Here is a 13,971-nt window from a genome sequence, read left to right as displayed (position 1 = left end):
TTATCATAATAGTACCAAAAATTCGAATTATTTAAGAGACTAAAGGATTATACAGATTGGGTTTTATTGGTATACTAGGAATAAATAAACGGAGAGAAGGGATGTCCATGGCGGAAACGCATAAAATTAAAACCGGGAACGAGCATCTGCATGCATCATTCAGCAAGGAGTATGAGCCGATCCAAACAGTGAGCTCAGGCGATTCGATTGAGTTTATGACGATTGATATCGGCTGGGGGTATTCTTATAAAAACGGGAAGAAAGTGAACTACGAATCGAGAGAGAAGGAAAAAGAGTGGGGGCATCCGATTGTCGGTCCTTTTTACGTGGAAGGTGCTAAACCGGGCATGACCCTTGAAGTGAAAATCAATCAGCTGAAAACAGGCTGGTACGGCTGGAATTGTGCTGGCGGCAAAAATAGCTGGCAGAATCATGTTCTGGGGATTTCAGAGGTGCCGCAAGTCAAGCTTGACTGGCTTGTAGATGACGAAAAGCAAATGGTGAAGACGAAGATTCGCGGGCAAGTATTCTCCGTACCGCTTCGCCCGTTCTTAGGGTTGATGAGCAATGCACCGGCAGAGCCGGGAGTTCATTCAACGATTCCGCCCCGGTATTGCGGCGGGAATATCGACTGTAAGGAACTGGTCGAAGGAAGCACATTGTATTTGCCGATTGCCGCAGAAGGGGCCCTTTTTTCAGCTGGTGACGGACATGCTGCCCAGGGGGATGGGGAAGTTTCAGGCCAGGCGATTGAATCACCTTTTGATCTTGTTAATCTGACTCTCACAGTCAAGGAAGACCTCCAGCTGAAAATGCCGCGGGCCAATACCCCGACTGGCTGGATCACTTTTGGCTTTCATGAAGACTTGAACTTGGCTGCAGCTGCCGCTCTGGAGGGAATAGTCGAGCTGATCCAGGAGAAATATGGAGTGGAAAAGACAGAAGCCGCTGCACTGGCAAGCGTCTATGCCGATCTCAGGATTACCCAAGTGGTAAACCGGGTGAAGGGTGTTCACGCCATCTTGCCTCATGATGCGAATTTTTCCTCAAAACGTTAAAGAGCCATAAACAGCGAGAGCCCTATAAGGGTTCAGATCTATTTATGGAGACGGAAACTAATCAGAATATTATTTACTTTTTATTACGAATAATCAGAAATATATTTATGTCAGGTATTCTGACGTTAGCTGTATTTTCGTCAATGAAAAAATGGGTTTTCTAGTATATAATAAGAAGAAAAGGAGGTTCAGTCTGGATCTCCCTTTTTTCTATGGACTTACATAGAGTAGATTGCTGACTGGATGGGTATTGAATAACGTCTAGTATTCATTCCATCTTCTTAGAAACATGAAGCAGAGAGGCAGGTTTTACATTACATGAAGATTTTAGAAAATTTTGTCAGTGGGACGAATGACATCTTATGGTCATACTTACTGATTATTTTGCTGATTGGACTTGGCCTTTATTTTACTTTTCGAACGAAATTTGTCCAATTCCGAATGATTGGTGAAATGTTCCGCCTGCTCGGTGAAGGAGCTTCCGGCGATAAAAAAGGTGTATCTTCTTTCCAGGCCTTTTGTATCAGTACGGCTTCACGGGTTGGTACAGGGAACCTCGCGGGCGTAGCGATTGCCATCACTGCAGGCGGCCCGGGTGCGGTATTCTGGATGTGGCTGATCGCCCTGATTGGATCGGCATCTGCTTTTATCGAGAGCACGCTTGCTCAGATTTATAAGGTGAAGGACGGGGATACATATCGCGGCGGCCCGGCCTATTATATGGAAAAAGCATTGAATGCCCGCTGGATGGGAATCACATTTGCCGTACTGATTTCGCTGACATTCGGCCTTGCCTTCAACTCCGTACAGGCTAATACAATTACAAGTGCTTTCAGTGAATCCTTTGGCATTGAAAAATGGATAATTGCGCTTGTCTTGGCCATTGTCACAGCCGTGATCATTTTCGGCGGAATCAAACGGATTGCGAAAGTATCTGAAGTGATTGTTCCGATTATGGCTGGTGCTTACGTAATCGTCGCTCTTATTGTCATCATTATGCATATTCCAGAACTTCCAGGCGTGCTGGCTTTAATTTTTGAAAGTGCTTTTAATGATTTAAGACAATTGGCAGGCGGAGCACTTGGAGCGGCCATGATGAACGGAATCAAGCGCGGCTTGTTTTCCAATGAAGCAGGTATGGGTAGTGCGCCAAATGCTGGTGCAACAGCAGAAGTGAGCCACCCGGTTAAACAGGGACTGATTCAGGCGTTCGGTGTATTCGTGGATACGCTAGTAATCTGCAGCTCGACCGCTTTCATCGTTTTATTTTCTGGACTTTATACGTCTAATGAATCGGATGGCATTATTCTGACGCAGAATGCACTTGAAGCGAGCGTAGGATCATGGGCCGGAATTTTTCTTACTTTCATCGTTCTGTTATTTGCCTTTAGCTCGATTGTCGGAAATTATTATTACGGGGAATCGAACATTGGTTTTATTAATGATCGTAAAATCTGGCTGAATATCTATCGGGTATTGGTAGTCGGTATGGTTGTATTCGGTTCACTTGCCTCTCTTAACTTTGTGTGGAGCCTGGCTGATTTGCTGATGGGCTTAATGGCGATCATTAACTTGATTGCGATTGCCTTGCTCGGAAAAATAGCTTTTGCAGCGTTGGCCGATTACCAAAAGCAGAAGAAGAGCGGGAAGAATCCGGTATTCCATGTGAACAATATTAAAGGATTGAAGAATGTGGAGTGCTGGGGAAATCCAGCTGACCAGACAAACCAATCAAAGAATTCATAAATCATAAGGTCAGCGGATATTAGAGATCCGCTGCTTTTTTCTTGGGTCGAATGGGAGGATTAGGCTAATGTATGGATAAAAGCTTCTTGTCCCAGACGGCGGAATTTCTGTGCCGGTCCCGGCCTTGATTGTTTGGGTTTACAGATGGGAGCAGCAGGTCAATCTAAAATCAATCTGAACGTGAACCGCTAGAAGAAGTGATCCATTTTAGCGGGATATAAAATTCAGCAAGAAGCCGTTCGGGCAAGTCCGGACGGCTGTTGTTTTTCAGTAAGGAAAATGAACAGGAGGAGCCTAAATAGTGTGTGAGATAGTCTGACAATTATCATGACAAAGCGTTTGTTAGGAAGTATAAATAATATAAGATGATCGTTGGATACGAATCCTGCTCCGTGAGTGCTGTGTTTTTTTCTCTACATAAGATTGTCTGGACGAAAGGTCCATTCTCTGTTGGGATTGAAGTCTGAAAATTCGGAATTAGGATGAACTGTTTCTCTCACCAAAGGAGTCGAACGGCGAAATGGGAAACAAATCTAGTAAAAAGGGGAGAAGTGTGTATGTCTACTGTTACATATTTACGTCCTGAAGTCTTTGAAAATGCAGAAGCAGAACGGAAGCATAGAAAGGAAAGACTGGCCGGAGCTTTCCGTATTTTTGCTAAGTTTGGGTTTAGTGAAGGTGTGGCAGGCCATATTACGGTGCGTGATCCGGAATATACAGACCATTTTTGGGTGAATCCCTATGGGAAACACTTCAGCGAGATTACTGTTTCAAATCTGATTCTGGTGAACGACAGAGGGGAAATCGTGGAAGGGGAAAAATCCTTAAATGGAGCGGCCTTTGCCATTCATTCGGAAATTCATAAGGCCAGGCCTGACGTAATCGCTGCCGCCCATGCCCATTCTTTATATGGGAAGACATGGTCCACTTTTGGGAGATTGCTGGACCCGATTACACAAGATGCCTGTCAATTTTATAAGGATCATGCCGTCTTTAACGATTATACGGGGGTCGTCTATGAAACAGATGAAGGAAAGCGGATCGCCCAAACATTAGGCCAATATAAAGCTCTTATTCTCCAGAGCCACGGTCTTCTGACTGTCGGACAGTCCGTAGATTCAGCGGCCTGGTGGTTTATCACGATGGAGAGGCTGTGCCAGTCACAAATCTTGGCAGAGTCTGTCCAAAAGCCGATATTAATTGACGAGGAAAGCGCGTTAATTGCTGCCGAACAGACAGGAACGGAATATGAAGGATGGCTGAGTTTCCAGCCGTTGTGGAACAAAATTGTTAAGGAAGAACCTGATTTGCTGCTGTAAAATGGGGATATCCGCACATCGATAGAATGATGGCTGGTCAAACGCTATCTCATACATATGAAAGCACCAGAAAGCTTATCCGGTAGCCGGATGAGCTTTTACTGTTTTATGAAGGGCTGATGGGGGAATAAGAACGGCGGTTCAGAGGATCATCGGAAAATACGGGTAAATTTTTGCCAGGCTCTGGCATCCTGTTCCGGATACCTTTAAAATAAAGGCAGCACGGACTGAACGATATTGAAAGAGTAGGAGAATGATGGAGGATGGGAAAGAACCCCGTATCAGCAATGGATGTCGCCAGAGTGGCGAAGGTGTCCCAATCCACGGTGTCACGTGTTTTTACACCGGGAGCCAGTGTTTCGGAAAAGACAAGAAAGCGGGTTATGAAGGTGGCGGAGGAGCTGAATTACCAGCCTAACGCATTGGCGAGAAGCCTGATTACGAAAAAGACCAATATGGTGGGACTCGCCATGAAGGATATTCAGAACCCCTTTTATCATGAAGTGCTCGGTCTGTTTACGAAGAAGCTGAAGGCGAAGGGGTACTCGGTGTTATTTGTCTACACAGAGAATGAAGAGATCCAGCAGGAGGAAATCAACCATTTTTTAGAGTATAACGTAGAGGCGATCATTGTTACAGATGCCCTGCTTTCCTCCAAAGTTGTGGCGAAACTTCAAAACAATGCCATACCCGTTACGCTGTTCAACCGTTATGATAAGGAACTGCAATGCAATTCGGTCTGCTGTGACAACCGGAATGCTGCCAAGGAGATTGCTGCGTATCTGTATGGAAAAGGCTGCAGGGATATTGTGTTTGTCACGGGGAAAATCAATACATCGACAAGCCGGGACAGGCAAAAGGGTTTTACAGAATATCTTCAGGATAAGGGAATTGAAGTAACGGTGCTGGAGGGTGATTATACCTATGAAACTTCTTTTCAGCTCACAAAAAAATTCATAGCCGGCGGAAGAAAGCCTGATGCGGTTTTTGGAGCCAATGACATAACGGCACTGGGAGCGCTTGATGCTTTAAAAGAAGGCGGCATTTCTGTACCGGCGGAAACCATTGTCATAGGGTTTGATGATATCAAAATGTCCTCCTGGCCGAATTATGGCCTGTCCACATGGGCGCAGCCGATGGAGGAAATGGTCGATGAAACCATTCAGCTATTAACGGCAAAACAGGAGAACGACGGTCCTCAAACCGTAAAATTGAAAGGTCATTTCATCCACCGGAAAACTAGTACTTAATCAGAAAATTCTCTTTTTATTGACAAATGAAATCGCTTACTATATATTTTTTAGTAAGCAATGAGTTTGCATACGTATGCAAAAAGGAATTTTCATAGTGTTCTAGTTTCATATGAAGGAGTATCCTTTTATTTGCATACGTATTCAATTATCAGAAAAAACAGTTATTTAATTAAGGGAGAGAGTGAATATGGCAACTTTTTTAAAACAGGGCAAAGTGGCAGAGGATATCCAAAAAGACGATGCGAAAATTTCAGAGATTGTCAGCTCGACCATTAAGCAGATTGAGAATGAGGGAGACAAGGCCATCCGGGAACTATCAGAGAAATTTGATAAATGGAGCCCGGAGAGCTTCCGTCTGACTGAAGAGCAAATCAAGGAAATCTGTGATTCCATCCCGGAACAGACAAGAGAGGATATCGCATTTGCTCAGGATAATATCAGACGTTTCGCGGAAGAACAAAGAAAGTCCATGCAGGATATTGAAGTAGAGACGATGCCGGGAGTCATTCTTGGCCATAAAAATATTCCGGTGAACAGTGTCGGCTGCTATATTCCGGGAGGGCGCTACCCAATGGTTGCATCGGCACATATGAGTGTCTTAACGGCTAAAGTAGCGGGAGTAAAGAGAGTGATTGCCTGTACGCCGCCAATTAATGGAGAAATTCCGGCAGCAACCGTGTACGCGATGCATAAAGCGGGAGCAGATGAAATTTATATTCTCGGCGGAATTCAGGCGATGGCCGGAATGGCGATCGGTACTGAAACCATCGACCCTGTGGATATGATTGTCGGACCGGGAAATGCCTTTGTTGCGGAAACGAAGCGCCAATTATACGGCCGTGTAGGGATTGACTTATTTGCAGGACCGACAGAAACATTGGTTGTGGCAGATGAAACGAGCGATCCGGAGATGATTGCGACAGATATCCTCGGGCAGGGTGAACATGGACCGACATCACCGGGTGCCTTAATTACAACTTCTAAAGAAGTGGCGGAAGCAACGGTTAAGGAAATTGAAAGACAGCTGACCATTCTGCCTACAGCCGATGTGGCCCGCGTATCATGGGCAGATTACGGACAGATCATCTTGGTGGAAGACGAACAGGAAGCGCTGAAAGAAGCAGACCGCCTGGCGTTCGAGCATGTGGAAATTCTGACAAAGAACCCGGATTTCTTCTTGGAAAACATGACGAATTACGGGTGCCTGTTCTTAGGGCCTGAAACAAATGTAGCTTACGGGGATAAAGTCATCGGGACGAACCATACATTGCCGACAAAAGGAGCTGCCAGATATACAGGCGGACTTTGGGTTGGAAAGTTCCTGAAAACGGTCACTTATCAGAAGGTTACCTCTAAGGAACAAAGTGCTTATATTGGGGAATATGCAGCAAGACTGTGCCAGCTGGAAAACTTCGCAGGCCATGCAGAGCAGGCGCTGCTGCGGGTCCGCAAGTATGGAAATAAGTAAGAACAGGTTTAGATATATAGAAAAGGGCAGGTGACTTGAATGATCGGAATGTTGGGTCTCATAGGCGGTCTGGTTTTGCTGACCGTTCTCGTCATGAAAGGAATGAACCTATTGATTGTGGCTCCGATTTCAGCGCTGTTTGTAGCGGTGCTGAACGGAGTCCCCCTGTTCTCCCAGTTTGCTGCTAAAGGGGAGACGGATTTCATCACTGGGTATATGAATGGTTTTTCAGGCTTCATCACTTCCTGGTATTTGATGTTCCTGGCAGGAGCCATTTTTGGAAAAGTAATGGAGGACAGCGGGGCGGCGGACAGTGTTTCCCACTGGATCGTAACGAAAATCGGCATGAAGCATGCTGTGCTGGCCATCGTTCTTGCCTGTGCTGTACTGACGTATGGAGGAGTCAGCCTGTTTGTTGTCGCTTTCGCTGTCTATCCAATGGCTGTCAGTTTATTTAAAGAGGCGAATCTGCCGAGAAGGTTTATTCCGGCGGCACTCGCATTCGGATCGACCACTTTTACAATGACATCTGCCGGTTCTCCTGAGATTCAGAACTGGATTCCGATTCCGTTTTTGGGAACAAGTCCGTACGCGGGATGGGAAGTAAGCCTAATCACTTCTGTGTTCATGCTGATTTTGGGCTATTGGTGGCTCATGAAAATGATCCGGAGAGCCGTCAAGAAAGGGGAACATTTCGTGGAAAGGGATTCCGACCACAGAGAGGTAAGAAAGAATCTGCCTCATCCGATTCTAAGCCTTATCCCTTTGCTCGTTGTTCTTGTAATCGCCTTCATCTTCCATGAATCACTTGCCCAGTCCGCCTTGATTCTTGCGTTGCTCGGAGGAATCATTGCGACTTGGATTCTGAACAGAAAGTACTTCAGGAATTTCTGGGATGCGGTGGGGGAAGGAACGATCGGCGCCTTGATCGCTATCGGAAATACGGCTGCTGTCGTGGGGTTTGGCGGCGTGGCTAAAATTACGCCTGCTTTTAACAGTGCCGTGGATTTTATGACGAACATCCCAGGGTATCCTTTAATCGGCGGCGCCTTGGCCGTCATGGTTATTGCCGGATTAACCGGTTCTTCATCCGGAGGCCAGTCTATTGCTCTGCCGATCCTCGCTCCGCATTACTTGGATATGGGCGTGAATGCCGAAGCGCTTCACCGAACCGTTTCGCTTTCATCGGGAACACTGGATTCCTTGCCGCATGGGGGATATGCCGTGACCACGATCCGCTCCATTGCCGGTGAAACCCATAAAGATGCCTACCCGGCATTTGGTGCGATGACTGTTGTGGTTCCGCTAGTCACGGTCGTTCTGGCCGTAATCCTCTTCTCTATTGGATTAGGAATTTAACGGAATCATAGAAAGCGTTTTCTTTCATTTTTAATCTGGAGAATTCTCACAAAAGAGTATTTTATCTGATTTTTCTCTTAAAAATGATTGCCAAGTTAATATTTTTTTGATATATTTTTAACAAAGATATTCTATATCATGTCGGTGAGTCGGAAGCTCTGCTGAAGCCATTGCCATGACCATAGCTGCTTACTAAGGGTGGTAATAGTACTGGACTATTACTGCTCTTTTTCATTTCTATCTAAAAAAGGATTGCCTGCGGGCAATCCTTTTTTAGATAGAAATGTTTCATAAACAAATGTCTTTCTAACTTTATATAAAAATAGTAAAATACTGGGATTTATATTAAGAAGAAGTCCATTCTCCGCCGTTCACATGAAGCGTCTGCCCTGTTGCGAATCGTGAATCATCTGAAGCGAGATATACATAGGTAGGAGCCAGTTCGAATGGCTGGCCCTGCCGATTCATCGCATTGTTGGCCAGCACTACTTCATCAGCGGAAAAGCTTGCCGGGATAAGCGGGGTCCATACTCGCCCGGGGGCAACGGCGTTCACGCGAATCCCTTGACCGGCAAGGTTATTGGCCAGGGCTCTGGTGAATCCGATGATGGCTCCTTTTGTTGCTGTATAATCGATCAATTGTTTATACCCGGCGAAGGTGACAACAGAAGCGGTGTTGATGATCGAACTGCCTGGTTTTAAGTAAGGAAGCGCCGCCCTGGTGGTATAGAAGTGGGAATAAATATTGACTTTGAACGTGTCATCGAATTGTTCATCCGAAATATCCAATAGGCTCAGCTGCTGGAACTGGATGCCGACATTATTGCAAAGCACATCTAATTTTCCATAGATTTGAACGGTTTGATGCACGATATCAATGCAGTGCTGCTTATCCCTGACATCTCCTGGCATTAAGAGACAGCGCTGTCCGAGTTCTTCAATTCTTGCCTTTGTCCGGTTTGCATCATCGTGTTCATCTAAGTAGGAGATGGCCAAATCGGCTCCTTCTTTGGCGAAGGCGATGGCAGCTGAAGCCCCGATACCGCTGTCGCCGCCGGTGATGAGGGCTACTTTTCCTTTTAATTTGCCGCTTCCTTTATAATGGGGATTTTCGATAATAGGGGGCGGGACCATCAGTTTTTCAAGCCCTGGCTGACGAAACTGCCGCTGTTCAGGGACGGTCAGCGGGACTTCTTCATATTTGGTAATTTTCCCAAAGTGGGGATATAGCGGATATCCCTGACCTGAAGGTGTGCCCTGCTCTTTTTGGTCATCCTGTGCCATGGTGAACCTCCTTTAGTAAGTCTTTCCGTTCACCCTATGAAACCTGGGCGGAGGCGGTGCCTGTTTTTCTTTTTTGGCTGTGGCATTTCAGAACGGGGCGGCATAGGCTGACGGTATACGAAAATGCGGGAGGCGTATGTATATGGAATATTACTATAATACGGAAGTGAAGTATTTACTGATCAATGAGTCTGATGAAAAAGTGGAAGTGCAGTATGCTGACAATGCACAGCCTTTCAAGCTTCCGCTTATTGGGCCGCGGCCGCCTTATTACTGCCATCCGAGATATGTGCAGGAATTTCCGATTATTTGATGGGGAAGAATGATTGGTTTTGGGGAGGAAAGGTTTCCTGAACAGATCAAGAAGCTGGGACATAAAAAATATCAAATTCCCAAAGAGAAATTTGATATTTTTGCTTAGGCAGCACGGATTTCCATTTCAGAGGCCCTTCCTGGAGGAAAGCTTGAGCCTGCCGTCTTACCTTAGATTTTTCCCTGTCATTCTAACCCAATATACTGCTTTTCAGCCTCAGTTTGTCAATATAGCTGTCAGGATTGCAGACTTTTGCTGTCCGTCTTGATTCCCTTTAATGCCTCTTCCCGCCTTTGGATGACAACTGCAGCGGAAGCATCGCCAATTACGTTAAGGCTGGTTCGGAACATGTCCAGAATCCGGTCAATGGCAGCGACAAGGGCGATTCCTTCCAGCGGCAGATTGACGGACTGAAGAACCATTGTGAGCATAATCAGCCCGGCTCCCGGTACGCCGGCTGCCCCGATGGAGACGAGAACAGCCATGAACATCACGGTAATAATCTGTGTGAATGACAGCGAAATATCGAAGAATTGAGCAATGAAAATTACTGCAATCCCTTGGTAGATCGCCGCCCCGTCCATATTGATTGTCGATCCGAGCGGCAGGACGAAGGAGCTGACTTCTTTCGATACTCCCAACTGATCTTCCGCATTTCGAATCGAAATCGGCAGGGTTGCTGAGCTGCTTGCGGTTGTGAAAGCGAAAATTCCCGCCGGTGCAATTCCCTTCAAGAAAACGAGCGGGCTCATCTTACCGAGGAACCGGACGGCGAGAGAATAGGTGACCAAGAGCTGAAACACACAGGCAATAATGACGGCAAGGATCACTTTCAGCAGCGGAAGAAGGACGGCAAGACCATATTGGCCGACAATCGGAGCTAAGATGCCGAAAACACCAATAGGAGCGAACTTCATGATTACATTCGTGATTTTATACATAACAGCAGCTAAAGCATCAAAAAGGCCGGCCAAGGGCTTGGCTTTTTCCCCGACGGAAGTAATCGCAATCCCGATTGCTATGGCTATGAAAATAATCTGAAGGATATTGCCGGTGCTTAACGACTCAAAAGGATTGACCGGGACAATATTCAGGATGGTTTCCGCTACGCTCGGGATCTCGGTTTGTTCTGTCTGTTCCTGAGGGATACTGATATCCACGCCTTTTCCGGGAGAGATTGCGTATCCGACGACGAGTCCAATGATGACAGCAGCCAGAGTGGTGCCCATAAAATAGAAATCGTCCGTCCCCCCATGCTCAGCAGCCTGCTGACGCTGTTCAAGCTGGTAATCCCGGTAATCAGGGAAGCGAGCACTAATGGAACGACAATAAATTTAATCAGCCGGAGAAATAAATCGCCCAATGGCTGAACGATGGACATTTTTTCCCCGAACAGGGCCCCAAGAAGGACGGCCAGCAGGAACCCGATCGGGATTTGAGATAACAATCCGATTTTTTCATATACGCCTCCTCGTATTAGATAGTTTGTCCCGGCTGAAGCAATGGGAGATTCTCAATATTCACGGACTCAGGATACTTAATGCCCTGGCCTGTGTTCAGGCAGACGACCTTGTCTGTTTCTTTAATCCATTGCTCCTCGCGTAAGGTTCTGGCAGCGGCAAATGTGGAGGCTCCTTCCGGACAGATGAAATTGCCCTCGGCTTCGGCCGCTTCCTTTTGAGCTTTGGCAATATCTGCTTCAGAGACAGCAACCGCACAGCCGTCCGTCTTATAAATGGCTTCAAGGACAAGGAAATCTCCCAGTGCTTTCGGAGCATTGATGTCAAACGCACTAGTCTCGGAGTTTTCCCAGAATTCGGATTCTGCTTTTCCTGCATCCCATGCTTTAACGATAGGGGCGCACCCTTCAGCCTGAACGGCTACGAGTTTTGGCAGTTTGTCTTTAGAAATCCAGCCGAGTTCCTGCATTTCAAGCAGGGCTTTATAAATACCGATTAACCCGACTCCGCCGCCGGTAGGATAGAGGATGACATCCGGGAGATTCCAGTCCATCTGCTCAGCGATTTCATAGCCCATTGTCTTTTTCCCTTCGATGCGGTAAGGCTCTTTCAGAGTAGCGGCGTCATAGATGCCTTTTTCCTGAACGAGCTTGCCGACAATTTTACCGGCGTCACTGATCAGCCGTTTACAAGATGAAGATCGGCTCCGGACACGACAACCTCTCTCCGGGTAATTTCCGGTGCATCAAGCGGCATGACAATCGTTGCCTTCACCCCGGAACGGGCAGCATAAAGCGCCCAGGCTGCACCGGCATTTCCGTTTGTCGGCATTGCCAATTGCTTGACACCGATCTCTTTTGCCTTTCGAAAGTCCGACACTCGCTCCGCGGGTTTTGAAGGAGCCGGTTTGGGATGATTCCTTCGTCTTTCATATACAGTTGGGGAATATCCATGTCTCCGCCGAGCTTTTCCATACGGACGAAAGGAGTCATTCCTTCGCCTAAAGAGACAGTATTTTCGGGATCTCTGACAGGGAGCAGTTCGTGATATCGCCATAAGCTGTTCTCGCGCTGTTTGAGGTCTTCTTTTTTGATGGCTTCCCGAGCATCAGCTAAATGGTATCTGACCAGCAAGGGAGATCCGCATGTGCATAATTGCTGGACCTCCTTGTCTGAGTATGTATTCCTTATGGCATTTCGGACATTCAAGATGGGATACAAAGCTGTACTGCATATTCATGACCTCCAATTTTATGTAGAAAAATAGTTTTGTGCTGCTTGCTTTTGTATAGACAGCAAGATAGCGGATTTAGTTATGGAGCAAGATTTCAGGGTGCGGGAGTGTTCTGCAGGAAAACCTGGCGGATGTTTTGGTTTTTTATAATTAAAAGAAAATTCCTTATTTTAAGAATGAAGGAAGTTATTCCAACTTGTCAAATGGGTTTTGTGTAAATTCACGTTATCTTTTTTAACATCAGAAAGATGCTGATTGATATACAGGGCAAAGGAGAGCGGTGCAGAAAACCTGGATTGAAGGCGTTATAGAGGGCTTTATAAAAAAAGAAAACGGCGCATTTAAGTACCGCTTCTGTTTCGTATAATAAGCAAGAGGGAAAACACGTGATTTTATATCCCTATATAATAGGAAGAAACTTGACACGATGATTAGATAAAGTTGAAAATTCTGTACATTTAGTGTTAGGTTTTCTGTCATTGATATTGTTCGAGAACGCTGAAGAACTCCATGACGAAATCATAAAATACTTTTTCAGTCGGAGCCAGGTCATACTTTTTGGGGGTGATAATCCCAACAGTCCGTTTGACATCAGGGGAAGCAATAGGGATCCGGACGGTCAGCCGCGGAACAGATTCATGGAACGTGCTGTCCGGCAAAAGGCTGACACCAATCCCCGCGGAAACAAGTCCCTTGATGGAATCCATATCTTCTCCTTCCGATACGATCTTCGGAGTGAACCCTGCCTGCTCACAGGCATCGAGTGCCAGCTTTCGGAGGATGAATCCTTTTGGAAGGAGTACAAAATCCTCGTTGCGCAAATCCCGCAGCAGCAAAGTCTTCCGCTCTGCGAGGGGATGATTGATAGGCAGCAGGGCTGAGACCTTTTCGGTAAATAGGATATGCCCTTCGATGTCCGGATCATTTACCGGCACCGGACCGAGAAAGGCAAGCGCGATATTTCGGTTTTTGACCTCTTCCCTTAGAGCTGCATAGGAACCTTGGCGAAGATGAAAGCCGATGTTGGGCTGTTCTTCGCGGAAGGCGGAAATGACCGTTGGCAAAAGATGGCTCGCCAGACTTGCGGGGAACCCGATTTTGATGGAACCGTATTCGGGATTTAAATACTCATCGATTTGTTCTTTTGCAAAATCAATCGCCTTAATTGCTGTTTTGGCATGTGTCAGGAAATTTTTTCCGATTGGGGTAAGCTGAATGTTCCGGCCGACGCGTTCAAACAGGGAAACCCCGAGTTCCTCTTCCAGACGGGAAATCTGCCTGCTTATGGCGGATTGGGCGATATGAAGGTATTCAGCCGCTTCTGAAACATGCTCCCTTTCTGCCACTTCAACAAAGTATCGTAACTGGCGCAGTTCCATTTTATCCGCTCCTTTTTCTGATTGTTCTCAAAATTAGATTGATTATGACATAATTATATATTGTTTATATCATTTTTGAAACCTACAATAGTGATAAAT

General features: G+C 46.3%; 9 protein-coding genes and 2 pseudogenes. 7 read left to right on the top strand and 4 right to left on the bottom strand.

The genetic code is table 11. The annotated features are described in order from the left end of the window. Positions 1-107: 107 nt before the first annotated feature. The 6 genes from BQ4305_RS02170 (at position 108) to BQ4305_RS02145 (ending at position 8,203) form a co-directional block, all read left to right on the top strand. On the top strand, positions 108-1,058 hold the full coding sequence (locus BQ4305_RS02170) for an acetamidase/formamidase family protein (RefSeq protein WP_110926365.1): 951 nt from the start codon (positions 108-110) through the stop codon (positions 1,056-1,058). Positions 1,059-1,376: 318 nt separating this feature from the next. Continuing rightward, on the top strand, positions 1,377-2,804 hold the full coding sequence (locus tag BQ4305_RS02165) for an alanine/glycine:cation symporter family protein (RefSeq protein ID WP_110926254.1): 1,428 nt from the start codon (positions 1,377-1,379) through the stop codon (positions 2,802-2,804). A 557-nt stretch (positions 2,805-3,361) separates the two neighbouring features. After that, complete coding sequence (locus tag BQ4305_RS02160) at positions 3,362-4,123, top strand: class II aldolase/adducin family protein (protein WP_110926253.1); 762 nt, start codon at positions 3,362-3,364, stop codon at positions 4,121-4,123. Positions 4,124-4,386: 263 nt separating this feature from the next. Then, entirely contained in the window at positions 4,387-5,373 is a 987-nt protein-coding gene (locus BQ4305_RS02155) for a LacI family DNA-binding transcriptional regulator (protein ID WP_110926252.1), read from the top strand. A 190-nt stretch (positions 5,374-5,563) separates the two neighbouring features. Beyond that, positions 5,564-6,844 (top strand): histidinol dehydrogenase, encoded by a 1,281-nt coding sequence (gene hisD / locus BQ4305_RS02150; protein ID WP_110926251.1) that lies wholly within the window; start codon positions 5,564-5,566, stop codon positions 6,842-6,844. A gap of 39 nt (positions 6,845-6,883) precedes the next feature. Next, the gene (locus tag BQ4305_RS02145; RefSeq protein ID WP_110926250.1) at positions 6,884-8,203 is read left to right on the top strand and encodes a GntP family permease; all 1,320 of its coding nucleotides are present in this window, start codon (positions 6,884-6,886) and stop codon (positions 8,201-8,203) included. A gap of 345 nt (positions 8,204-8,548) precedes the next feature. On the opposite strand, the gene BQ4305_RS02140 is transcribed toward BQ4305_RS02145, so the two are convergent. Beyond that, on the bottom strand, positions 8,549-9,487 hold the full coding sequence (locus BQ4305_RS02140) for an SDR family oxidoreductase (protein WP_110926249.1): 939 nt from the start codon (positions 9,485-9,487) through the stop codon (positions 8,549-8,551). A gap of 142 nt (positions 9,488-9,629) precedes the next feature. Between BQ4305_RS02140 and BQ4305_RS21210 the strand changes: the two genes are divergently transcribed. After that, positions 9,630-9,800: a hypothetical protein gene (locus tag BQ4305_RS21210; protein ID WP_199880513.1), complete on the top strand. Its 171-nt coding sequence runs from the start codon at positions 9,630-9,632 to the stop codon at positions 9,798-9,800. 236 nt (positions 9,801-10,036) lie between these two features. Here the strand turns inward: BQ4305_RS21210 and BQ4305_RS02135 are convergent. The 3 genes and pseudogenes from BQ4305_RS02135 to BQ4305_RS02125 form a co-directional block, all read right to left on the bottom strand. Continuing rightward, positions 10,037-11,247: pseudogene (locus tag BQ4305_RS02135) on the bottom strand (dicarboxylate/amino acid:cation symporter). Between the two features lie 29 nt (positions 11,248-11,276). Further along, positions 11,277-12,493 (bottom strand): annotated as a pseudogene (locus BQ4305_RS02130) (threonine synthase). A gap of 476 nt (positions 12,494-12,969) precedes the next feature. Beyond that, positions 12,970-13,872, bottom strand: a complete 903-nt coding sequence (locus tag BQ4305_RS02125; RefSeq protein WP_110926248.1) for a glutamate biosynthesis transcriptional regulator GltC — start codon at positions 13,870-13,872, stop codon at positions 12,970-12,972. Between the last annotated feature and the right edge of the window lie 99 nt (positions 13,873-13,971).

It is taken from the genome of Bacillus massiliglaciei, from assembly GCF_900098925.1.
Classification (GTDB): domain Bacteria; phylum Bacillota; class Bacilli; order Bacillales; family DSM-1321; genus Peribacillus; species Peribacillus massiliglaciei.
Note: the sequence above shows the minus strand (reverse complement) of the source record. Positions and strands in the feature narration are given on the sequence as shown.

Coding starts and splice junctions, on each gene's coding strand:
- BQ4305_RS02140 (WP_110926249.1), bottom strand. CDS start 9,487: ATGGCACAGGATGACCAAAAAGAGCAGGGCACACCTTCAGGTCAGGGA.
- hisD (WP_110926251.1), top strand. CDS start 5,564: ATGGCAACTTTTTTAAAACAGGGCAAAGTGGCAGAGGATATCCAAAAA.
- BQ4305_RS02155 (WP_110926252.1), top strand. CDS start 4,387: ATGGGAAAGAACCCCGTATCAGCAATGGATGTCGCCAGAGTGGCGAAG.
- BQ4305_RS02170 (WP_110926365.1), top strand. CDS start 108: ATGGCGGAAACGCATAAAATTAAAACCGGGAACGAGCATCTGCATGCA.
- BQ4305_RS02165 (WP_110926254.1), top strand. CDS start 1,377: ATGAAGATTTTAGAAAATTTTGTCAGTGGGACGAATGACATCTTATGG.
- BQ4305_RS21210 (WP_199880513.1), top strand. CDS start 9,630: ATGGAATATTACTATAATACGGAAGTGAAGTATTTACTGATCAATGAG.
- BQ4305_RS02145 (WP_110926250.1), top strand. CDS start 6,884: ATGATCGGAATGTTGGGTCTCATAGGCGGTCTGGTTTTGCTGACCGTT.
- BQ4305_RS02125 (WP_110926248.1), bottom strand. CDS start 13,872: ATGGAACTGCGCCAGTTACGATACTTTGTTGAAGTGGCAGAAAGGGAG.
- BQ4305_RS02160 (WP_110926253.1), top strand. CDS start 3,362: ATGTCTACTGTTACATATTTACGTCCTGAAGTCTTTGAAAATGCAGAA.